This window comes from Fervidicella metallireducens AeB, assembly GCF_000601455.1.
In the GTDB taxonomy this organism is placed as follows: Bacteria; Bacillota; Clostridia; order Clostridiales; family Caloramatoraceae; genus Fervidicella; species Fervidicella metallireducens.
Genome location: NZ_AZQP01000021.1, coordinates 21522 through 45146 on the forward strand (window position 1 = coordinate 21522; position 23625 = coordinate 45146).

At 31.7% G+C, this 23625-nt stretch carries 23 protein-coding genes, 3 pseudogenes and 1 other annotated feature; of the genes and pseudogenes, 25 read left to right on the plus strand and 1 reads right to left on the minus strand.

Going from position 1 to position 23625, the window contains the following annotated elements; all coding sequences use genetic code 11:
* The first annotated feature begins 3 nt into the window (after positions 1 to 3).
* The 10 genes and pseudogenes from nrdD (at position 4) to spoIVA (ending at position 12099) form a co-directional block, all read left to right on the plus strand.
* Positions 4 to 2033, plus strand: a pseudogene (gene nrdD / locus Q428_RS07680) (anaerobic ribonucleoside-triphosphate reductase).
* A 153-nt stretch (positions 2034 to 2186) separates the two neighbouring features.
* Positions 2187 to 2678 (plus strand): anaerobic ribonucleoside-triphosphate reductase activating protein, encoded by a 492-nt coding sequence (gene nrdG, locus Q428_RS07685; RefSeq protein WP_035379735.1) that lies wholly within the window; start codon positions 2187 to 2189, stop codon positions 2676 to 2678.
* A 15-nt stretch (positions 2679 to 2693) separates the two neighbouring features.
* Entirely contained in the window at positions 2694 to 3470 is a 777-nt protein-coding gene (pgeF, locus tag Q428_RS07690) for a peptidoglycan editing factor PgeF (protein WP_035379737.1), read from the plus strand.
* Between the two features lie 11 nt (positions 3471 to 3481).
* Positions 3482 to 4171 (plus strand): response regulator transcription factor, encoded by a 690-nt coding sequence (locus tag Q428_RS07695; RefSeq protein WP_035379738.1) that lies wholly within the window; start codon positions 3482 to 3484, stop codon positions 4169 to 4171.
* 9 nt (positions 4172 to 4180) lie between these two features.
* Positions 4181 to 5923 (plus strand): two-component system histidine kinase PnpS, encoded by a 1743-nt coding sequence (pnpS, locus tag Q428_RS07700; RefSeq protein WP_035379740.1) that lies wholly within the window; start codon positions 4181 to 4183, stop codon positions 5921 to 5923.
* Positions 5924 to 5976: 53 nt separating this feature from the next.
* Entirely contained in the window at positions 5977 to 6729 is a 753-nt protein-coding gene (gene pstB, locus Q428_RS07705; RefSeq protein ID WP_084478212.1) for a phosphate ABC transporter ATP-binding protein PstB, read from the plus strand.
* Positions 6730 to 6875: 146 nt separating this feature from the next.
* Positions 6876 to 8208, plus strand: a pseudogene (locus tag Q428_RS07710) (DUF512 domain-containing protein).
* Positions 8193 to 9511: pseudogene (gene der, locus Q428_RS07715) on the plus strand (ribosome biogenesis GTPase Der). The pseudogenes Q428_RS07710 and der overlap by 16 nt, the downstream one beginning before the upstream one ends.
* Before the next feature lie 12 nt (positions 9512 to 9523).
* Positions 9524 to 10537 carry an NAD(P)H-dependent glycerol-3-phosphate dehydrogenase gene (locus Q428_RS07720; RefSeq protein ID WP_035379742.1) on the plus strand — a complete coding sequence of 338 codons (1014 nt, stop codon included), beginning with the start codon at positions 9524 to 9526 and terminating at the stop codon, positions 10535 to 10537.
* Between the two features lie 80 nt (positions 10538 to 10617).
* Positions 10618 to 12099, plus strand: coding sequence for a stage IV sporulation protein A (gene spoIVA / locus Q428_RS07725; protein WP_035379744.1), 1482 nt, complete (start codon positions 10618 to 10620; stop codon positions 12097 to 12099).
* A 91-nt stretch (positions 12100 to 12190) separates the two neighbouring features.
* Here the strand turns inward: spoIVA and Q428_RS16340 are convergent, their stop codons facing one another.
* Positions 12191 to 12319: a hypothetical protein gene (locus Q428_RS16340; RefSeq protein WP_278244884.1), complete on the minus strand. Its 129-nt coding sequence runs from the start codon at positions 12317 to 12319 to the stop codon at positions 12191 to 12193.
* Between the two features lie 447 nt (positions 12320 to 12766).
* On the opposite strand from Q428_RS16340, the gene Q428_RS07730 reads away from it, so the two are divergent.
* From Q428_RS07730 to Q428_RS16355, 15 genes are all read left to right on the plus strand, one after another.
* On the plus strand, positions 12767 to 13402 hold the full coding sequence (locus Q428_RS07730; protein ID WP_035379746.1) for a biotin/lipoyl attachment domain-containing protein: 636 nt from the start codon (positions 12767 to 12769) through the stop codon (positions 13400 to 13402).
* A gap of 2 nt (positions 13403 to 13404) precedes the next feature.
* On the plus strand, positions 13405 to 13536 hold the full coding sequence (locus Q428_RS16345) for a hypothetical protein (RefSeq protein WP_161633607.1): 132 nt from the start codon (positions 13405 to 13407) through the stop codon (positions 13534 to 13536).
* Positions 13537 to 13628: 92 nt separating this feature from the next.
* Complete coding sequence (locus tag Q428_RS07735; protein WP_035379748.1) at positions 13629 to 14327, plus strand: YggS family pyridoxal phosphate-dependent enzyme; 699 nt, start codon at positions 13629 to 13631, stop codon at positions 14325 to 14327.
* Between the two features lie 2 nt (positions 14328 to 14329).
* Positions 14330 to 14782, plus strand: a complete 453-nt coding sequence (locus Q428_RS07740) for a cell division protein SepF (protein WP_051515043.1) — start codon at positions 14330 to 14332, stop codon at positions 14780 to 14782.
* Between the two features lie 20 nt (positions 14783 to 14802).
* On the plus strand, positions 14803 to 15054 hold the full coding sequence (locus Q428_RS16655) for a YggT family protein (RefSeq protein ID WP_035379750.1): 252 nt from the start codon (positions 14803 to 14805) through the stop codon (positions 15052 to 15054).
* Positions 15055 to 15069: 15 nt separating this feature from the next.
* Positions 15070 to 15831, plus strand: coding sequence for a YlmH family RNA-binding protein (locus Q428_RS07750; protein WP_051515044.1), 762 nt, complete (start codon positions 15070 to 15072; stop codon positions 15829 to 15831).
* A 10-nt stretch (positions 15832 to 15841) separates the two neighbouring features.
* Positions 15842 to 16309, plus strand: coding sequence for a DivIVA domain-containing protein (locus tag Q428_RS07755; protein WP_035379752.1), 468 nt, complete (start codon positions 15842 to 15844; stop codon positions 16307 to 16309).
* Between the two features lie 52 nt (positions 16310 to 16361).
* Positions 16362 to 16565: a binding site (T-box leader), on the plus strand.
* Positions 16566 to 16616: 51 nt separating this feature from the next.
* Complete coding sequence (gene ileS / locus Q428_RS07760; protein ID WP_035379754.1) at positions 16617 to 19406, plus strand: isoleucine--tRNA ligase; 2790 nt, start codon at positions 16617 to 16619, stop codon at positions 19404 to 19406.
* A gap of 57 nt (positions 19407 to 19463) precedes the next feature.
* Positions 19464 to 20534 carry a 3-dehydroquinate synthase gene (gene aroB / locus Q428_RS07765; protein ID WP_035379756.1) on the plus strand — a complete coding sequence of 357 codons (1071 nt, stop codon included), beginning with the start codon at positions 19464 to 19466 and terminating at the stop codon, positions 20532 to 20534.
* A gap of 4 nt (positions 20535 to 20538) precedes the next feature.
* Positions 20539 to 21231, plus strand: a complete 693-nt coding sequence (locus Q428_RS07770; RefSeq protein ID WP_035379758.1) for a 5'-methylthioadenosine/adenosylhomocysteine nucleosidase — start codon at positions 20539 to 20541, stop codon at positions 21229 to 21231.
* An 11-nt stretch (positions 21232 to 21242) separates the two neighbouring features.
* The gene (aroF, locus tag Q428_RS07775; protein WP_242847800.1) at positions 21243 to 22031 is read left to right on the plus strand and encodes a 3-deoxy-7-phosphoheptulonate synthase; all 789 of its coding nucleotides are present in this window, start codon (positions 21243 to 21245) and stop codon (positions 22029 to 22031) included.
* Between the two features lie 165 nt (positions 22032 to 22196).
* Positions 22197 to 22481 carry a DUF5665 domain-containing protein gene (locus Q428_RS07780; RefSeq protein WP_035379762.1) on the plus strand — a complete coding sequence of 95 codons (285 nt, stop codon included), beginning with the start codon at positions 22197 to 22199 and terminating at the stop codon, positions 22479 to 22481.
* A 10-nt stretch (positions 22482 to 22491) separates the two neighbouring features.
* Positions 22492 to 23100 carry a TraR/DksA C4-type zinc finger protein gene (locus Q428_RS07785; protein WP_035379763.1) on the plus strand — a complete coding sequence of 203 codons (609 nt, stop codon included), beginning with the start codon at positions 22492 to 22494 and terminating at the stop codon, positions 23098 to 23100.
* A complete protein-coding gene (locus Q428_RS16350; protein WP_278244885.1) occupies positions 23063 to 23416 on the plus strand; it encodes a signal peptidase II in 354 nt (117 codons plus the stop codon). The genes Q428_RS07785 and Q428_RS16350 overlap by 38 nt, the downstream gene beginning before the upstream one ends.
* Before the next feature lie 56 nt (positions 23417 to 23472).
* Positions 23473 to 23625 (plus strand): signal peptidase II (locus Q428_RS16355; RefSeq protein WP_278244886.1); only part of this gene is annotated, 153 nt, incomplete at its 3' end.

Consider the following 23625-nt stretch of genomic DNA (forward strand, 5'->3'; position numbering starts at 1 on the left):
GATATGTTTACACAAATAAAAAAACGTGATGGCAGAGTTGTGAATTTCAGTAAGGATAAAATAGCAAGGGCCATATTTTTAGCTGCACAGGGTGTTGGAGGGTCAGATTTTAATACTGCTGAAATATTGGCTGATAAGGTTATAAATTACATGCTCACAAATATGCAGTCACAGGAAATACCTGATGTAGAGTTTGTTCAGGATTGTGTAGAAAAGGTATTAATTGAAGATGGACATGCTAAGACTGCAAAGGCATTTATTCTTTATAGAAACAAAAGAACAAGATATAGGGAAGCAAAGTCGGAATTAATGGATGTGGTAAGGGAAATATTAAAGGAAACTAGCAGAGAAAATGCTAATATTGGAAACTCACCATCGGCTAAAATGTTACAAATTGCATCAGCTGCAAGTAAAGAATATTATTTGAACAATGTAATTCCTAAAGAAATGTCAGATGCTCATAGAAACTATGACATACATATTCATGATTTAGATTTCTATGGTAAGACACTAAACTGTTTACAAATAGATTTAACAAATCTTTTTATTAATGGATTTAACACAGGTTATGGTTATATCAGACCTCCAAAAAGAATTGCGTCTGCCACTGCACTTGCTGCCATAATACTTCAAAGCAATCAAAATGATATGTTTGGGGGACAAAGTTTTCCTCATTTTGATAAGTCAATAGCAGAAGTTATAAGAAGATTAGATGTAAAACCAAATTACGATGAAATTTATCAAGCCATGGAAGGCTTAGTATATAATTTGAATAGTATGCATTCAAGGGCTGGAGCTCAAGTACCTTTCAGTAGCATAAATATAGGTACTGATACAACTGAAGAAGGAAGAATGGTAATAAGGCTATGTTGGAGGCCTTTGACAGAGGATTAGGAAAGGGAGAAAGTCCTATTTTTCCAAATTTAGTTTTCAGGTTGAAAAAGGGTGTTAATTTTGATGAAGGCGATCCTAATTACGATTTATTTAAACTTGCAATGAAAGTAGCTGCTCATAGAATGAACCCAACCTTCAGCTTTATGGATTCAAGTTTCAATGCAAAATATGGTGATGAAATTTCATATATGGGATGCCGAACAAGAACAATTGCAAATGTAAATGGAAGGGAGGTATCTGCAGGAAGAGGTAATATAGCACCTGTTACAATAAATCTTCCAAGGATTGCCTTAAAAGCAGGAAAAGGAAATATAGAAGGTTTTTATAAGGAATTTGACAAGGTTTTGGAATTATGTACAAAACAGCTTATTCATAGATTCGAAACTATTGCTAATTTAAAGGTTAAGGATTTACCATTTTTAATGGGACAGAAGCTTTATATGGGTTCTGAAAATCTAAAAGACGATGATTGTATAAGGGAAGCTATTAAAAATGGAACTCTTGGAATTGGATTTATTGGTTTGGCAGAAACTCTAAAAGCACTTATTGGAAAACATCATGGAGAGTCAAAGGAAGCTTTAGAATTAGGCTATGATATAGTTAAGCATCTTAGAGAACATTGTGATAATATGACAAAAAAATATATGCTAAACTTTGTTGCATATGCTACACCTGCTGAAGGAACTTCAGGAAGATTCGTGCCTCAGGATAGAAAAAAATATGGTTTAATTGAAGGTGTAACAGATAATGATTTTTATACAAATTCTTATCATGTACCTGTTAATTATGAAATAAGTATTTTTGATAAAATTGAAATAGAAGGAAGATTCCATAGCTTATGCAATGGGGGACATATTTCATATGTTGAATTACCTTCTTCATTGGAACATAATGTAGATGCTTTTGAAAAAATACTTAAATGGATGGCTAAATGTGACATTGGTTACGCTGGAATTAATTTCCCTATTGATGAATGTAAGACATGTGGGCACAATGGGATAATATCTGAAGATAACTGCCCTGAGTGTGGAAGTTATGATATAAGAAGAATAAGAAGGATAACGGGTTATCTTTCTACTGTTGACAGATTTAATGATGCTAAAAAATCAGAATTAGAACAAAGAGTTAAGCATTGCTAATTAAAAGGTGCTGCGTAATAGAAATTTTATTACGCAACACTTTTTGTTATTTTTATGTTAATTTTATAATTTAAACTTTACATGAAAATAATATTTAATATGTTATAATTGAAATAAAAGGTATTTTTTTAGTTTTTGATAGTGAGGTATATTATGGATGTAAGGATAGCTGGGATTGTAAAAGAAAGTGTGGTTGATGGTCCTGGAATAAGATATGTAATTTTTGCCCAGGGCTGCAAACATGGATGTGAGGGATGTCATAATCCACAAACCCATGATTTTAACGGTGGATATGTAATTGATGCAGATGAGATATTAATGGATATTTATAGTAAACAATATATAGATGGAGTTACTTTAAGTGGTGGAGATCCCTTTTTTCAAATAGATGCTTTTCAGTATATTGCCAAAGAATTGAAAAAAAGAGGGATAAATATTTTAGTTTATTCTGGATTTACCTTTGAAGAAATAGTAAGTGACATTAAAAAGAAAAAGCTTTTAGAACTAACAGATATTTTAATTGATGGTCCCTTTATTTTAAAAAAGAAAACATTGAAATTACCATTCAGGGGTTCTGAAAACCAAAGAATCATTGACGTAAAGAGAAGTTTAAATAAAGGAGAGGTTGTATTATTTAATCTTTAGTAGGTGGTGAAACCTTTGAATAATAATTTATTTAAAATAGAGAAAGATAAACTTATATATTTTGTTTCTGAAGGATTATCGGATTTAGGATTTGTTAAACATTTTTTTAGCACTAGAGTTGGTGGAGTCAGTACAGGAAATTACTCAAGCTTAAATCTTGGATTATATACAGAGGATGATAATGAAAAAATAAAGCTAAACTTTAAAAAAATTTTTGAAACTGCTGATATGAATATGGATAAACTGGTTTTTCTCAAACAAGTACATGGAGATCAGTTTTATGTTGTAAGTAATGGAAATTATAGCAGTGTTGTTGAATCTTCTGGGGATGCAATAATAACAGGAGAAAAGGGAATTCCAATTGGTATATTTACAGCAGACTGTGCTCCCATACTTTTAGTAGATAAAGAGAACAAACTAATTGCAGCAGTTCACGCAGGATGGAAGGGGACTTATTTAAAAATTGCTGAAAGAGTTTTAAATCATATGTTTGCTAATATGGGTACAAATCCTGTAAATGTTTTAGCAGTTATAGGGCCCTCAATAGGTCCTTGCTGCTTTGAAGTTAAAGAAGATGTAGCTGACAAATTTGAATTTACTGTAAAAAGAAATAATAAAATTTATGTTGATTTATGGAAGGAAAACAGAAAACAACTTTTAAATATGGGATTATTAGAAAAAAATATAGCTATAGCAAATTTGTGTACCTACTGCAACAATGACTTATTTTACTCTTATCGTAGGGATAATGGAAATACCGGTAGATTAGCTGCTTTTATAGAAATTGTATAGGAGGGTATTATATGGCGGGTGAAAAGATTTTAATTATAGATGATGAATTGCATATAGTAGAATTATTAAAATATAACCTTGAAGCCAACGGATATAAAGTTATATATGAGCTAAACGGAAAAAATGGTTTTGAAGCAGCTGTTGAAAAAAGACCAGATTTAATTCTGTTAGATATAATGCTTCCAGAGATGGATGGTTTTGACGTCTGCAAAGCATTAAAAAGAGAAAAGGAGCTTGAAAATATACCTATAATCATGCTTACAGCAAAGAGTGAGGAGTTTGATAAAATTCTGGGCTTAGAAATTGGTGCGGAAGATTATATAACAAAACCTTTTTCTGTAAGGGAGCTTCTTGCTAGAATTAAGGTAGTGCTAAGGAGGAATGTCAAGGAGGATTCATCAAAAATTATTAAATTAGGAAATCTAGAAATTGATATGGATAGGCATGAAGTTACAAAAAGCGGAAGAAAAATAGATTTAACTCTAAAGGAATTTGAACTTTTAAAGCTTCTCGTTTTCAATAAAGGAAAAGTATTAACCAGGGATTTTTTATTAGATAAAGTCTGGGGATATGAATATTATGGCGAAACAAGAACTGTTGATGTTCATGTTAGACATCTTAGACAAAAAATAGAAGACGATGATAAAAATCCAAGATATATTGAGACAGTAAGAGGAATCGGATATAAATGTAAAGAATAGGGTGGTTAAATGAGGAAAAGGCTCTTTAGCTTTTTTATTATTATATTGTTTTTAGGTGTAGTTATTACAGGAACACTATCTTATAATTCAACAAGAAAAATAGTTTTAAAAAATCTTAAAAAATCATTGAGGGAAGAGTGCAATCTTTCAGCTGATTACATTATATTTAAAGGGAACACATCAGATTTTGATAGTATTGCCAATGATATATCAAAAAAGTTAAATAAAAGGGTTACTATAATAAGAGATGATGGGAAGGTTATGGGTGAGTCTTTATATGCTCATCAATACCTTGATAATCATCTTGGAAGACCAGAAATTAGGGATGCATTAAAGTTTGGTGAAGGTGTATCAACGAGATATAGTAATACAGAAAAGACATTAAAGTTTTATTATGCAAAGAAATTTGAAGCAAGTGGGCAGATTTTTATAGTAAGACTTGCAATGGAACTTAATGACATAAAGGATATGCAGGGAAGTTATTTAAGGCTGATTTTAATAGCTATGTTTGTTGGAGTTGTGGTGTGTTCATTACTTGCTTTTGTTTACCTTAATAAGATAACTAAACCAATTAGACAGCTTACAAGTGTTGCAACTACAATTTCACTTGGGGATTATGAAAGGAGAATAAATATAACATCTAATGATGAGATAGGTCAATTAGGTCACGCCTTTAATATAATGGCAGGAAGATTAGAAGAAACAATAGTGGATCTATCGGATAAAAGAACTAAATTAATTTCAATATTAAAGAGTATGGATGATGGGGTAATTGTTGTTGATAATAATGAAAAAGTGTTATTGATAAACCCAGCTGCACAGAAACTGTTTAACATAGGCGAAAATGTTGCCGGAAAGCACTTCATTGAGGTTATAAGGAGTTATGATATAGAAGACATAATAAGAAATATACCTGACGAAGATACTGAAATTACAATTACATATCCTGTGACTAAGTATCTTAGAATAAAAGCAACAAAGGTAACTAATTACGATTCTAACAAAGAAAGCATAGGAGTGATGCTTTTTATTCAGGATATAACGAAAATAAAGTCATTAGAGAAAATGAGATCTGATTTTGTTGCCAATGTATCTCATGAGTTAAAGACACCATTGACATCTATAAAAGGTTTTTCCGAAACATTAAAATATGTTGAGGATAAGGAAACTAGAGATAAATTTTTGGATATAATATATGTTGAATCTGAAAGATTGACAAGATTAATTAACGATATATTATCTTTATCAGAACTTGAAAATAAAAATATTTCTTTAAATTTAGAGAAAATAGATGTTTTTGATACACTTGATGAAGTCTTTCACATAATGGAATATGCGGCAAAGGAGAAAAATATCGACTTAGAAATGAATTGCCAAGAAGATTCCCTTTTTATAAATGGCGATAGAGATAAGTTTAAACAGATGATAATTAATTTGGTAGATAATGCAATAAAATATACTAATCCACATGGAAAAGTTTTAATTAAAGGAGAAGGGGAAAATGGAAAAGTAAAAATATCTATTTCTGATAATGGTATTGGAATTCCAGAGGTACATATTCCACGACTATTTGAAAGATTTTACAGGGTGGATAAGGCAAGATCAAGAGATGCTGGGGGAACAGGTCTAGGCTTAGCTATTGTAAAACATATAGTTATGTTATTAAATGGTGATATTCAGGTAAAAAGCAAAGTTGGTGAAGGTACAACTTTTACTATATATTTACCTGTAATTAACTCAGAATTAACATAATTGAATTATAATATACATGTTGCCTATTTGTATAGCCTAAGGAGGTTTTTACCTTGAAAGATATTATAACTGTGAAAAAATTAAATTTATATTATGGAAAGAATCATGCACTTAAAAATGTGGATCTTAACATAGAGAAAAATAAAGTTACGGCGTTAATTGGTCCTTCTGGATGTGGAAAATCCACTTTTTTAAGAACCTTAAACAGGATGAATGACATGATAGAAGACGTAAAAATAGATGGAGAAATTATATATAATGGTAAAAACATATATAATGATGTAGACATTTATGTATTACGAAAAAAGATAGGAATGGTTTTTCAAAAACCTAATCCATTTGTTATGTCGATATATGATAATGTTGCCTACGGGCCTCGAATCCATGGAATTAATAATAAATCTGCTTTAGATGAGATTGTGGAAAAAAGCTTAAAAGAAGCAGCTTTATGGGATGAAGTTAAAGACAGATTAGGTGAATCTGGTTTCAGTTTATCGGGGGGGCAACAGCAAAGATTATGCATTGCCAGGGTTATTGCTACTGAACCAGATGTTTTACTAATGGATGAACCTACATCAGCCCTTGATCCTATTTCTACCTTAAAAATAGAGGAACTAATAGAAAATATGAAAAATAATTATACTGTTGTTATTGTAACACACAACATGCAACAAGCTGGACGAATATCTGACAAGACAGCCTTTTTCCTTAATGGAGAGGTTATAGAATTTGATGATACTAGCAAAATATTTAGTGCACCAAGGGATAAAAGGACAGAAGATTATATTACAGGCAGGTTTGGTTAAACCTGCTTTTTTTATTATATACAACAAATAGCCATATCAAAAAAAGTTATATGTGATATAGCTGACATTTTTTAAATTCATCAAACTTGATATTTATATTTGAAAATGTTATCATTACTAAATGAAATCTATAATGGAGTGAGAATATGAATAGAAATGAGATAGTAATTAAAAACCTTTTACCTGGCAGCATTGCTGAAGAAGTTGGAATAGAAGTTGGAGATGCATTATTAAAAATAAATGGTAATGATATATATGATACAATAGAATATAGATTTCTTATTTGTGATGAAAATTTAAATTTATTAATCAGAAAATCAAATGGTGAAGAATGGGAAATTGAAGTGGAAAAGGATCCATATGATGATTTAGGAATAGAATTTGATGATCCTGCCTTAGAGAATCCAAGACGCTGTCACAACAAATGTATATTCTGTTTCATAGATCAGCTTCCTGGCGGAATGAGAGAGAGTTTATACTTTAAGGATGACGATTCAAGATTATCTTTTCTACAGGGAAATTTTGTTACACTAACTAATATGAGTGATGAGGATATAGAAAGAATAATAAAATATAGAATAAGTCCTATTAATGTATCAGTACATACAACAAACCCGGAGCTTAGGGTAAAAATGCTGAATAATAAAAAAGCAGGGGATATTATCAACAAAATAAAAAAGCTGACAGAAGGAGGTATAAGCCTAAATTGTCAGATAGTTTTATGCCCTGGTATTAATGATGGGGATGAACTGGTAAGAACGTTAAAGGAGTTGTTCCAATTTTATCCACATGTATCCAATGTGGCAGTAGTACCTATTGGGATAACAAAATATAGAGAAAGTCTTTATAAAATTGAAAGCTATGATAAACAATCTTCTTTGGGGGTAATTAAACTTGTAACAAAACTCCAAAATGAATTTATTAAAAAGGTAAATGAGCCATTTGTCCGTCTTGCAGATGAATTTTATATTATGGCTGAAAAAGATCTCCCTGAGGAAGAACATTATGGTGATTTTGAACAGCTTGAAGATGGAATTGGAATGATAAGATATTTTGAAAGATGTGTTTTGGAGGATTTAATCTTCACAGAAGCAGATGGAAAAGGTAGAGAAATCGCCTTGATTACTGGAACTTCCTGTTCAAAATATATTAGGAATATTTGTGATGTTATAGAGAAAAAATTTAATATAAAAATTAATATATATGTTATAAAAAATGAATTTTTTCGGAGAAAAAATAACGGTATCTGGTTTAATAACAGCAGGTGATATTATTAAACAATTAAAAGGTAGAATAAAAGAAAAGTATACTCTTATATCTTCTAATATGTTAAAGGCATATGAAGATGTTTTCCTGGATGATATAACTGTAGGTGAATTAGAGAGAGTTCTTGAAACAAGAATAATAGTATGTAAATATACAGGAGAAGATTTTGTAATGAAAATAACGGATGAGGTGATAGAATGTCAAAACCAATAGTTGCGATAGTTGGAAGACCCAATGTAGGTAAGTCTACTCTTTTTAACAGACTTGCAGGTGAGAGAATATCAATTGTTGAGGATAAACCTGGTGTAACAAGAGATAGGATCTATTGTGAAGTTGAATGGCTTAATAGAAAATTTACTCTTATTGATACAGGTGGTATTGAGCCTGAGAGTGAGGATATTATTTTACAACAGATGAGAAGACAGGCAGAAATTGCAATAGAAACAGCAGATGTAATTGTTTTTATGGTTGATGGCAAAGAGGGATTAACTCCAGCAGATTATGAAGTAGCTAATCTATTAAGAAAAACAAAAAACCGGTAGTTTTGGTAGTTAATAAAATAGACTATATGGAGCTTGAATCAAGCAAATTTGAATTTTATAACCTTGGAATTGGTGAACCAATTGCCATATCAGCTGGTCAGGCATTAGGACTGGGAGATATGCTTGATGAGATTATGTCCCATTTTGAAGATAAAGATGATGAAGAGGATGAAGATTCAGAAACTAAGGTTGCAATAATTGGCAAACCAAATGCAGGTAAATCATCACTATTAAATAAACTGGCAGGTGAAGAAAGGGTAATAGTCAGTGATATTCCAGGGACAACCAGGGATGCCATAGATAGCTACATTCAATTTGGCGAAGACAGATTTCTGTTTATAGATACAGCTGGAATTAGACGAAAGAGTAAAATACATGAAGAAGTTGAAAGATATAGTGTTGTTAGATCTATAGCTGCAATTGAAAGGGCAGATGTTTGTCTTGTAATGATTGATGCCACTGAAGGAGTGACAGAGCAGGATGAAAAAATTGCTGGGCTAGCCCATGAATCAGGAAAAGGGGTAGTTATTGTAGTTAATAAATGGGATTTAATTGAAAAAGATGATAAAACTATTCTTGAATTCGAAAAGAATGTAAGAAATGCCTTAGGATATTTATCATATGCTCCAATAGTATTTATTTCCGCTAAAACTGGGCAAAGAGTTAACAGGTTGATAGAGCTTATAAAATATGTTGCCAATCAACATTCAATGAGGATAAAAACCGGTGCCTTAAATGAGGTAATAAGCGAAGCTGTGATGATGAAACAACCTCCTATTGAGAAGGGAAAATTACTTAAAATATATTATGCAACCCAAGTGTCAACAAAGCCGCCGACATTTGTGTTTTTTGTAAACTATGTTGAAAGTGTACATTTTTCTTATCAAAGGTATATAGAAAATCAATTAAGACAGCATTTTGGACTAGAGGGAACTCCAATTAGGTTGATATTTAGACCTAAAAATGAAAAATAAGGGGGCTTTAATATGAGAATTGGAATTATTGGTGCTGGTAGTTGGGGGACAGCTGTTGGAATTATTTTAGGCAAAAAAGGATATGAGGTAGTTATGTGGGATAGAAATAAAGAAATTATTCCACAAATTAACGTATCTAAGGAGAATTTAACTTATCTACCAGGGGTATTAATTCCTTCAAATGTAACTGCAGTTGAGAAAATTGAAGATTGCGTAGCTGGTGCAGAGTTTATAATTCTGGCAATACCATCACAGGCTGTAAGAATAGTATGTAAGCAATTGGTGAACTATGTAAAAGAGGAACAGATATTAGTTAGTTTAGCAAAGGGAATTGAAATAGGAACGTTAAAAAGGATTTCTGAAGTGGTGGAAGAGTTCTTCCCTACAAATCCAATTGCAGTTTTATCTGGCCCTAGTCATGCTGAGGAAGTTTCAAGGGACATACCTACAACAATAGCTGTTTCATCAAAAAGCAAAGAAATTGCTGAGTATATTCAGGATGTATTTATAACTCCTAAATTCAGAATTTATACAAACCCTGATATTGTTGGAGTGGAATTAGGAGGAGCAGTTAAAAACGTAATTGCCCTTGCTGCAGGTGTTTCAGATGGTTTAGGCTATGGAGACAACACAAAAGCTGCATTGATGACAAGAGGAATAGCAGAAATAGCACGACTTGGAGTTGCTCTAGGTGCGGAGCCTTTAACTTTTGCAGGATTGTCAGGTATTGGAGATTTGATAGTTACCTGTACAAGTATGCATTCAAGAAACAGGAGAGCAGGTATATTAATTGGGCAAGGGAAAACAATGGAAGAGGCAGTTGCTGAAGTTAAAATGGTAGTAGAAGGAATAAATACAACAAAATCTACATATGAATTAGCAAAGAAAATGAATGTAGAGATGCCAATAGTTACAGCATTGTATAATGTATTGTTTAACAATAAAGATGCCAAGGTGGCAGTTTCAGAATTAATGCTTAGAGATAAAACCCATGAAATTGAAGAAGTTGCACAAAAGATGTGGTAAAACACATCTTTTTTGTTCTAAAAAAAAAAGTATGACAAATATATATGTAGAAGAAAAATATTTAATGGGGAGGTAGGGCTGTGGAGCAATTTGATATATACAAAGACATAGCCGAAAGAACACAGGGAGATATATACGTAGGTGTAGTTGGCCCAGTTAGGACAGGTAAGTCGACATTTATACGAAGATTTATGGATTTACTTGTAATACCTAACATAGATAATAATTACAAAAGAGAAAGAGCTAAGGATACACTTCCACAGAGTGGCTCTGGCAAGACTATAACCACAGTTGAACCAAAATTTATACCTAATGAAGAGGCTGTTGAAATAACATTAAATGATAATGCCAGAATGAGAGTCAGACTTGTTGACTGTGTTGGTTATATTGTAAATGGGGCACAGGGTTATCTGGAAAACGAGCAGCCAAGAATGGTAAAAACCCCATGGTTTGAAGAAGAAATTCCATTTATTCAAGCAGCAGAAGTAGGCACCAAGAAGGTTATAAATGAGCATTCAACTATAGGACTTGTTGTTACAACAGATGGTTCAATAACTGAGATACCACGTGAAAGTTATGTTGAAGCTGAAGAAAAGGTTATCAGAGAATTAAAAAGCATAGATAAACCATTTATTGTTCTTTTAAATTCAGTTCATCCATATAATCCAGAGACAATTGCTTTAAGAAAAAATATGGAGGAAAAATACGGTGTACCTATTTATATAATAGATGCTTTAAATATGAGAATTGAAGACATAAACGGTATTATGGAAAAAGTTCTTTATGAATTCCCTGTTAGAGAAATAGGTATTAGTATTCCTCAATGGGTGGAAGCATTGGAAGCTGAACATTGGCTGAAGAAGAATTTCTTAATGGCAATTAAAAATTCTATAGGAAGTCTAAATAGACTGCGTGATGTTAGACCGACTATAAATGGTTATAAACAGTACGAATTTATTGGAGATATAGATTTAAATGAGATTAAACTAGGGGAAGGTACTGCTAATATCAAGATGAAGGTTAAAGATGGTCTTTATTATAGAGTTTTAGGTGAGATATCAGGTTATGAAATTGATGGTGAATATGGATTACTTGGGTTAATGAGGGAACTTACAATTGCTAAAAGGGAATATGATAAAGTAGCAATGGCACTGAAAGATGTGAAAGAAACTGGTTATGGACTTGTACCACCACAGCTTGATGAGTTAACACTTGAAGAACCAGAAATTGTAAGACACGGCGGAAGGGTAGCAGTTAAACTTCGTGCCAGTGCACCATCACTTCATATAATTAAAGCTAATGTAGAAACAGAAGTGTCACCGATTGTAGGAAGTGAAAAACAGGGTGAAGATTATGTTAAGTCGCTACTGGATGAATTTGAAAATGACCCACAGAGATTATGGCAGTCTAATATGTTCGGTAAATCACTTGAAGAATTAGTAAAGGAAGGTTTGCAGAATAAAGTTTACAAGATGCCGGATGACGTACAAGATAAATTACAGAAAACTCTCCAAAAGGTTATAAATGAGGGTAATGGCGGCTTAATATGTATCTTATTATAATCTAGAAAGAACCCCTAATTTTTGGGGTTCTTTTTAGATTAATTATATACTCATACAAAAAAACATTAGAGCCCCAATTGGGGCTCTTTTATTAGAATGCGAAGTAATCGTTAAGCTTAATACAACCTTGTTTATTATCAGAAGCCTTCTTGTCATTTTTGTTTGTTTCTTTAACTGCTACAAGATTGTCTTTAATCATTTTCATGTTACCGATATCCATACATATCCTCCCCTTCTTGTTATTTTGGTTCGGCTTCGGTTTACGGCTCTATGTGAATGATTCGTCTGAATTGTGGAATATTCCTTTATTAAAGGTCACCACCAATATGGAGAACATGAGTATAACCTCCTAACTGAATTTGAAACGATAAATAATATATCTGTAATTATATGATAACATCGTGGATATAAAAACACAAACTTGCTTATATAGAATTAAGCTCATTTAGACTGAATTATCTGAGATTAAAGTAAATGGTATAATCTTTCCTTAAGACTCCTCTAATCTCCTTAAATCTCCTTCACTTTCCTAATTTCTATAATTATCAAATTAAATAATTAATTAAGCACAAGTAGTAAAAAAGAAATTTTGACATTAGCGGATAAAAAATTGAAGGATATTAGCAATATTTGAAGAATATATTCTGTAAAGCGATGGAGGTGAATCATGAAGAAAAATAAATTTATATATAGAGGTTTCTTTCCAATATTTGTACTAATATTTTTAATCTTTTCTATAAACTTTGCAGGTAAGCATGTAAAAACAGAAGAGGTCAGATATTCTACATATGAGGAAAAGATACAAATAGATGGTTTTTATTTTACTCAAGAATACGTTGTTTATAATGGTAAATTAGATGGCTTTAAACTTAGATATAAAAATGGTGAGAGGATAGCAAAAGATAAAGAAATTTCAAATGGCATTAATTCTCCAGAGGCAGGAATGATACTTTATCAAATTGATGGTTTTGAGAATAAATATAATTTAACCAATATTGCTGAAATTTCAGAAGAAGAAATAAAAAAGATGAAAAATAATGAATTAAGTGAAGGCATAAAGATAGTAAATAATAGTACATGGTACATTTGTGTAAAGGTGATGCCTGAGGATAGTGGATATTTTAAAAGGGGTATGGTAAAAGAAATATCAGTTAATGAAAAAATTTATATGGCTGAAGTTTTTAGAAAAGTTAAAAATACAGATGGTGATTTTATTGTTTTTAAACTTAGAAGTGATTTTGATATTTTGAATTTGCATAGAACATTTTCTGGGTATATAATAAAATCTAGGCATAAGGCTTAATTGTGCCAATAGAGGCTGTATGTGAAGAGGACGGAAGTAAAGGTGTTTTTATAAAGAAAAATGGATATGCTGAATTTAGAAAAGTAGATATTATTTATCAGGGAAATGACATAGCCGTTATAAGCCTAATTTGAAGGCTAGAAAGAAAATTTTAGAATTTGATAAAGTTATTATAAATCCTGATGGTTTAAAAACGGGAAAAAAAGTTAGATAAAGAGGTGGTATCATGAATATATCACGAAATTTAAATGAAGTTTTCAAAAATATTGAAAATGCTGCAATAAGATCTGGAAGAAAAAGAGATGATATTATGCTTATTGCAGTTAGTAAGACCCATCCAGTAGAGGCTGTTTTTGAGGCACAAAAATGTGGAGTTAATGTTTTTGGTGAAAACAAAGTTCAAGAGCTATTAGAAAAATATGATAAGGTTCCTGATGCAAAATGGCATCTGATAGGTCATTTGCAGCGCAATAAGGTTAAATATATTATAGATAAAGTGGAGATGATACATTCACTGGATAGTATTGAACTTGCAGCAGAAATTAATAAACGTGCTGAGAAAATCAAAAAAGTAATGCCAGTACTTATACAAATCAATATAGGTAAAGAAGAAAGTAAGTCGGGGATATTTGAGGAAGATATCTACTCATTTATGGAGGGATTAAGTGTGTTTTCAAATATTTTAGTGTCAGGTATAATGACAATTCCTCCTGCAACCGATAATAAGGATAAGACGAGAGAATATTTCAAACGAATGAAGGAAATATTCGATAAAATAAAGGTTAATAATTATAGTAACTTTGATATTAAGTACCTTTCAATGGGAATGTCTTCAGATTATGAAATAGCCATTGAAGAGGGAGCTAATATTATTAGAGTTGGAACAGGAATTTTTGGTTCAAGGAATTATAGTAAGGAGGTTTAATTATGTCAAATAAATTGATGAAACCATTAAACAAAGTCTTCGGTGCTATGGGTTTAGTAGATGAAGAAGATGATGAAATTATTGAAAGACAGGAAATTATTGAAGAAGAGTCTGATTTTGAAGAACCAGAGCTTTTGAACACTCGTAAAAATAAAATAGTAAGCATTAAAACAAATTCACAGGCTAAGGTGGTTTTAAAAAAACCAACGGAGATGCAGGATGTCATGGAAATAATTGACTGTATAAAATCAAGAAGAATTGTTGTGATGAATATAGTTGAAGTTGAAGCAAAATTATCCCAGAGAATGCTGGATAGCATTAGTGGTGCATGTTATGCTTTAAATGGTGTGATCCAAGAGGTAGGAAAGTCAATTTATCTAATAGCACCTGATAATGTAGAAATATCTAATGAATTAAGGCAACAGATAAATAATGGTGGTTTTTTGAATTTCTAAACTGATAAGGGGGAATAACCTTGGGATATACTTTATCGGTATTATTAAGTAAGTTTATATCATTATTTGAAACATTGATTTTTATTTATGTTTTATCATCTTGGTTTGCGGATTTTAGAAATCATTGGATAATAGAATCAATAGGAAAAATAGTTAATCCGATACTATATCCCTGTTATAAATTGCAAAACAAGATCTTTCCGAATTTGCCAGTTGATCTATCGCCAATGATAGCATTTCTTATTCTTGAATTCTTTAGAAGATTTATTTAGATAGGATAGATAAATATGAATTTGTATATAACAAAAAACGAAGAACAAAATGAGAAAACAAAGCAGTTATATGGCAAAATTAAAAGGGCAAAGGAAAGCTGGCAACCAGTTTTCACCAGTTTTTTAGGACCAGATGAACAGATATTACTTAGTAAGATGTGTGAGTCTGAAGATTTGTGTGTGAATTTTTTCGGTAGCAAGGGATGCTTTGAAAGAGCGATGGCAGTTATTAGTAGTTACAAATATGAAGGAGATATTCCTTTAGAGGTAATTAAGATAACTGCAAATATGAAGTTTGAAAAATTGGAGCATAAAGATTATTTCGGAACTTTATTATCATTAGGAATAAAAAAGGAAAAAATTGGAGATATAAATGTATATAGTGATGGAGCTGAAATTTGGATCAGTAGAGAAATCAGTGATTATGTATGCTTAAATTTAAATAAAATTAAACATACAGGAGTTAAAGTAAATAAAATACCTGTACATGAAGCTAGGGAGAGAGTACAGGAATTTAAGATCACCAATGTTAATGTTGCTTCAACTAGATTAGATTGTTTTGTGTCGGAGATTACTGGTTTGTCAAGAAGTCTTGCAGCTAGTAAGGTTAAAAGTGGAGATGTAAAGCTCAATCATTGCGTTATAGAGGACACTTCTTTTAAGGTATCTGAAGGTGACATAATATCAATAAGAGGATTTGGAAGATTTATAGTCCATAGCTTTATAAAGACTTCAAAAAGTGGAAGATTAGTTTATCAAATTAAAAAATACATATAGGAGGGGTAAAATGGCTATAACACCAAATGAAATAAGTAACAAGGATTTTAAAAAGGTTTTTAGAGGGTATGACATAGATGAAGTAGACGAATTTTTAGAGCAGATCGTTGAGGAATATGAAAAACTTTATAAAGAAAATATAACGAACAAAGAAAAAGCAGCTGCATTAAATGAAAAACTTGAACATTATTCCAATATGGAAAGCACCCTTCAAAGTACTTTATTATTGGCTCAATCAGCTGCAGAACAGGCAAAAGAATCTTCAAAAAAGGAAGCTGAACTTATAATAAAAGATGCACAGGAAACAGCCGCAGGGATAATAAAAAAAGCTGAAGACAGAGTTGCAGAAATAAATAAAGAATATGAAATACTAAAACAACAGTTTAATATGTTTAAATCCAGGTTTGTTGGCTTACTGCAAGCTCAAATGGATTCCATTGAAAAATCTGCAACTGATTTAGGTATAGAGAAGCAATAATAGTTGACATGTAATTGTATTTATAGTATATTTATGGATAAATATTTAAAGATTAAAAACATTGACAGGGAAGAGTAGATAGATGTATGTTTTACAGAGAGTGGGGAAAGGTGAAAGCCCATAAATAATTATCTATTGAAAATCACCCTTGAGTTGCAGGCTGAATTTAGTAAGCTGTGCCGGCCTTCTCCAATGGCCGTTATCATTAAAGTTATAAATTTGGGTGGTACCGCGAGCAGATTTCTTCGCCCCAGGGGGAAGGTCTGCTTTTTTATTTGCAAAATATTATTACAGGAGGTATGGATAGATGGATTACGGAAAAACATTGAATTTACCACAAACAGATTTTGCTATGAGAGCAAATTTACCACAGAAGGAACCTAACATATTAAAGGAGTGGGATGAAAAGAATATTTATGAAAAAACACTGGAAAAAAATACTGGAAGGCCTACATTCGTATTGCATGATGGACCTCCATATGCCAACGGGGATATACATTTAGGACATACTTTAAACAAGGTATTAAAGGATATTATTAATAAATATAAAACAATGAGAGGATACTACACACCATATGTTCCAGGTTGGGATACACATGGGCTGCCAATTGAACTTCAAGCCATAAAAAAATTAGGTGTTAACAAAAACGAAGTATCACCTGTTGAATTTAGAAAGATGTGTAAAGAATATGCTTTAAGCCAGGTGGAAAGACAGAAAGAGCAGTTTAAAAGACTTGGAGTAATTGGAGATTGGGAGAACCCATATCTTACACTTCACCCAGAATTTGAAGCTAAACAAATAGAGGTATTCGGTAAAATGGCCGAAGAAGGATATATATATAAGGGATTAAAACCTGTATACTGGTGTACTTCATGTGAAACTGCGTTAGCTGAGGCGGAGATAGAGTATGCAGATAAAGAATCAAATTCTATTTATGTAAAATTCAGATTGAAAGATGATAAAGGTTTGTTTGACAATCTAAACATCGATAAAGAAAAAGTATTCTATGTTATATGGACTACAACCACATGGACTCTGCCAGCTAACTTAGCAATATGTTTAGGTGCAGATTTTGAATATGTGCTTGCACAATTTAAAGACGAGGTTTATATAGTTGCAAAGGAACTGCTTGAGAGCGTAAAGAAGGCAGCTGGACTTGAAAATGAGGTAATATTAGCTACTTTCAAGGGTAGTGAGCTTGAAGGACAAACTTGTAAACATGCATTTTATGACAGAGATTCTTTAGTAATAAATGGAGAGCATGTAACCCTTGATTCAGGAACTGGTTGTGTGCATACAGCCCCAGGACATGGTCAAGAGGACTTTATGATAGGACAAAAATACGGATTAGAAGTTCTAAATCCTGTAGATGCCAGAGGTAGATTCACAGAACAGGCTGGAAAATATCAAGGTTTAACATATAAAGAAGGAAATAAAGTTATTCTTGAAGACCTGATAGAAAGCGGAGCCTTATTAGCACAGGAAAAGATAGTTCACTCCTATCCACATTGTTGGAGATGTAAACAACCAATAATATTCAGGGCAACTGAGCAATGGTTTGCTTCAATTAATGGATTTAAGGAAGCTGCATTAGAAGCAATCAAAACTGTTAAGTGGTTACCTGAATGGGGTGAAGAAAGAATTGCAAATATGGTTGCAGATAGAGGAGACTGGTGCATTTCAAGACAAAGAACATGGGGGGTTCCAATTCCTATATTTTATTGTCAAGAATGTGGAAAGGAAATAATAAATAGTGAAACAATAAAGAAGGTTGCTGATATTTTTAGAATTAAGGGTGCTGATGCATGGTATGAATTATCAGCAAAGGAACTGTTGCCTGAAGGAACAAAATGTTCATGTGGCTGTACTGACTTTAGAAAAGAAAGTGACATAATGGATGTATGGTTTGATTCAGGTTCAAGTCATGCAGGTGTACTTGAAACGAGAAAAGAATTAACTTGGCCATCAGATTTATATCTTGAAGGAAATGATCAATATAGAGGATGGTTCCAATCATCCCTTTTAACTGCTGTTGCAGCCAGGGGAGCTGCACCATATAAAACAGTTATTACCCATGGAATGGTTGTTGACGGTGAAGGAAGAAAGATGTCAAAATCACTTGGTAATGGAATTGACCCACTTGAAGTAATAAAGGAATATGGTGCTGATATTTTAAGACTATGGGTTTCTTCTTCTGATTATAAGACTGATGTTCGAATTTCAAAAGATATTTTAAAACAGTTATCAGAGGTTTACAGAAAAATAAGAAATACTGGAAGATATATGATTGGAAATCTTTATGATTTTAACCCAGATACAGATATGGTAAATTATGAGGATATGAATGAACTTGATAAATGGGCATTACTTAAGCTGCAACACTTAATTAAGGATGTAACTGAGGCTTATGAAAATTATCAATTTCATGTTCTTTATCATGATATTCATAATTTCTGTGTAATAGATATGAGTAACTTTTATCTGGATATAATAAAGGATAGATTGTATACTTCAAAAGCTACTTCAAAGGAAAGAAGAGCTGCACAGACAGTTATGTATGAAACTTTAAATGCATTAGTTAAAATGATAGCGCCTGTATTGTCATTCTCATCAGAAGAAATATGGAAACATATGCCTCATGGCAAAGGTGATTCCCTTGAAAGTGTATTGCTTGCCCCTTGGCCTGAATATATAGATAAATATGTAGACGAAGCATTAGAAGCAAAATGGGATAAAATGATAGATATAAGAGCTGAGGTTTCAAAGGCACTAGAAGCTGCAAGGGCAAATAAAATAATTGGAAGTTCGTTAAATGCAAAAATAGAAATATACGCAGATGGAGAGACTTTCGACTATTTAACAAGTGTCAGAAGTTATTTAGAAACAATATTTATAGTTTCAAAGCTTGAACTTATAAAGGGAACTCTTTCGGCACCAAATGATGCTTATGCTTCAGAAATGAATAAAGAGCTTAAAGTAGTAGTGACACAAGCACCGGGAGAAAAATGTGAAAGATGTTGGACATTTAGTGAGACTGTTGGAATGGATAATGAACATCCAACCATATGTGCAAAATGTGTAGAGAATTTAAAATAACAAAATTAATATGGATAGCATATAATGCTATCCATATTGCTTAGAGAAGGGATATTGATGGATGAAATTAAAGTAAATGCAACAAAGCCATACAGTGTTTATATAAGTAATTGTAGTCTTGATTTTAAGTTGTTATTGGAAGATAAAAGCATAAAAAACATTTTTATAATTACCGACGAAAATGTATATAACAATCATAAAAAGTTTATAGATGAATTAAAAGATAGAGCAATTGGAATCAAAATATTAAAGCCTGGGGAAGAGAGTAAATCCCTAGATACTGTAGTGAGTATCTATAATGAGCTGTTAAAAGCTAATGTCAACAGGGAAACACATATTGCTGCCATAGGAGGTGGTGTTGTTGGTGATATATCTGGATTTGTAGCTTCAACATTTATGCGAGGAATTAATATTATTCAGGTTCCAACAACCCTTATGGCTCAATGTGACAGTAGTATAGGTGGTAAAAATGGGTTTAATTATAAAGGACTGAAAAATATAATAGGTACCTTCTATCAGCCGAAATTTGTATATATAGATATAAATTTCCTGAAAACATTGAATGAAAGAGAATTTAAAAGTGGTATATCTGAAATTATTAAATATGGATATGCGTGTGATGAAAGTTTATTTTCATTTATCCTTAAAAACAAGTCTAATATAAAGGAACGAAAAACAAAAGAATTGCTTTATATTGTTAATAAAAGTGCAGCTATTAAGGGAAGCATAGTCGAGAGAGATGAATTGGATTTAAATTTAAGACAGATTTTAAATTTTGGTCATACAATAGGTCATGCAATTGAAAGTTTAAGCTATTTTCAGTTATCACATGGTGAAGCTGTTTCAATTGGTATGTATCTAGAATCATATTTATCTTACAAAATAGGTTATTTAAAATGGGAAGAACTTGAAAGTCTAAGAAAACTAATAGAATTCTTTAAACTCCCTTATTTTAATAAAAATATTAATTATGGAGAAATTATTGGTATAATGCAAAAGGATAAGAAAAAAATATCAAATAACATAAAATTTGCTTTGCCTGACAAAGTCGGTCATGCTATAATTACAACGGATATAACAAACGATCAGATAATTGAGTGTCTAAATGAGTTAAAGGGGAGGCTTTGATATAATGGTTATTGGTATAATAGGCGCAATGGAAGAAGAGGTTCAAGCTATAAAAGAGGAAATGGCAGTTGATAGGATAGAGAAAAAAGCAGGTCTTGAATTCTATATGGGTAAATTTTTAGGTAAAGAAGTAGTTGTGGTTAGAAGCGGAATTGGAAAGGTCAATGCTGCAATTTGTACACAAATCTTAATAGATGACTTTAATGTGGATATGGTAATTAATACAGGTATTGCTGGTGGTGTAAATATTAACATTAATCCTGGAGACGTTGTTATTTCAACAGATTTAGTACATCATGATGTTGATGCAACTGCCTTTGGCTATGACATAGGTCAAGTACCAAGATTGGAAAGCTTCTCTTTTAAGGCAGATGAAAGGCTTGTTGAAATAGCAATAAATGCAGCAGAAAAAATGGATAAGTTTAAGGTGTTTAAAGGAAGAATAATATCAGGAGATCAATTTATTGCTAATCATGAAAAAATAACATTTTTCAGGGAGAAGTTTGATGCATTTGCAGTTGAAATGGAGGGTGCAGCTATCGGGCATGCATGTTTTATGAATAATATACCTTTTGTGGTAATTAGATCGATATCAGATAAAGCTGATGGAAGTGCACAGATGGATTATCAAACATTCCAGAATATAGCGATTAGTAATTCAATTGGAATATTAAAAAACATGATTAATTGTATGTAGGTGATAAACTGGTGAAACTAAAGAAAATAACTAAAAAAGATACTATAAAAAAATCCAATGTAGACCCTATTATAATTGCAGGTCCTTGCAGTGTAGAAAATTTCCAATTAATGGACATGACAGCAGCTTTTCTGACTAATCTTGGAGTTAAATATTTAAGGGGCGGAGCTTTTAAGCCAAGAACTTCTCCTTACAGCTTTCAGGGACTTAAGGAAGAAGGAATAGATATATTAAAGGAAATAAGAGAAAAGTATGGACTGAAAATAGTTTCAGAAATTATGGACGCAAGAGATTTAGACTCTGCATTAGATGTAATTGATATTATTCAGATAGGTTCTAGAAATATGTATAACTATACTTTATTAAAGGAAGTAGGAAAGACAAAGAAAAAAGTTTTGTTGAAAAGGGGAATGGCAGCTACAATTGAGGAATGGTTAAATGCAGCTGAATACATAGCCTTAGAAGGAAACGACGATATTATTCTTTGTGAGCGTGGTATTAGAACATTTGAGACTTATACACGAAATACTCTGGATTTAAATTGTGTGCCTGTGGTAAAACAAAAAACGGGTTTAAAAATTATAGTAGATCCAAGTCATGGAACAGGAAGAAGAGAACTTGTTAAATCTATGAGTTTAGCTTCAATATCGGCAGGTGCCGATGGATTGATCTTGGAGATTCATCCAGAACCGGATAAAGCAGTTTCAGATGGATTTCAATCATTAAACTTTAAAGAATTTGAAAATGTTTACCATCAAGTACTTAAACTATACAATATTATAAATACTGAGTTAAAATAAAGATTTCGTTTTAAAGATTAATAAAAACTTAAAGTGGCTGTTGCATTTGTATTTTTTAACTGCTGATGCGATAGCCATTTTTTATTATATATAAAAAATTTAATCCCCAAAACATCTTAAATATTTTTGTATATAACTAGGCACAATATATTAGGAGGGGTATTAATGAACAATGATTACGAGATATACGAAGAACAGATGGAAAAAGTAGCTATTCAGCTTCAAAAAGCTAGATTGGGAGAATATGTGGATTTAATGTTAAACCCTGGACGAATGATTACCCTTAATTTCTTTGCAGGTTTAGCAAGGGGCTTTGGAGCAGCAGTAGGGTTTGCAATACTAGGAGCTGTAGTTTTGTATTTTTTACAAAGACTTGTAATATTAAATTTACCTATTATAGGTGGCATTATAACTGAGGTTGTAAAGTTAGTACAGTTAAACATAAGATAGGAGTGAAATTATGGAACGTAATAAACTTCAATATTTTGAAAATAAGCTTTTACATGAGAAGGAAAAAGTAACAGATACAATAATAAAAATGAAGGAGCATGGACTGAATTCAAATGAAAAGGATAATACATCAGAACTTTCCAGTATCGACAACCACCATGCTGATATGGCTACTGAAGTTACAAATAAAGAAGAAAATTTTGCTTTATATGACAATGAAAAAAACATTTTACATCAGATTGATGATGCACTAGAAAGAATAAAGAATGGGAATTACGGAAAATGTGAATTGTGTGGGAATGATATAGATATTGAAAGGTTAGAGTTTCTTCCATATTGTAACACATGTATTAATTGTGAAAACAAAAAACCTGACTATAATACGTATAATAACGATAGACCAGTGGAAGAAAGAGTGCTTACATATCCCTTTGGAAGAAGCTTTAAAGATATTGATAAAGAATATAACGGATATGATGGAGAAGATACCATACAAGCAGTAGATTCTTTTAATTGGGTAAATGGAAGCCCACACAACTACGATGACAATTTGATAAGTGGAACAGTAGAAGCTATTGATAATGTCAGCAACCAGCAATATAAAAAACAATTTAAGTAAAAATAAAAGACTTGCAACAGTGCAAGTCTTGTTTTATGATTTAGATAGTAAAAATGTAGTAAAAGAGGTGAATAGCTTGGAATTTTTGTTCATAATTTTAATAATTCTTTTAGATCAAATATCTAAGTATGTAGCTATGATGAAGTTAGCTCCAATAAACTCAATAGAAATTATAAATGGAATACTTTCATTTACTTATGTAGAAAACAGGGGTGCTGCCTTTGGTATTTTCAGAGGGAAAAAATTTTATTTAATTGGAATTACTTCAGTGGTAATAATTTTAATGATTTATTATTTAGTAAAGAATAAAACATAAGTAATTACTTTAAGTTAAGCTTAATTTTAATAATTGGTGGAGCCATAGGAAATTTAATTGATAGAATTTTCAGGGGTTATGTTGTTGATTTTATTCACTTTTATATAAAGGATATTTTTGATTGGCCAGTTTTTAATGTTGCAGATATATGTGTAGTTTTAGGTACAATTTTAATGGCAGTTATTATAATATTTTCAAAGGAAAAGTGG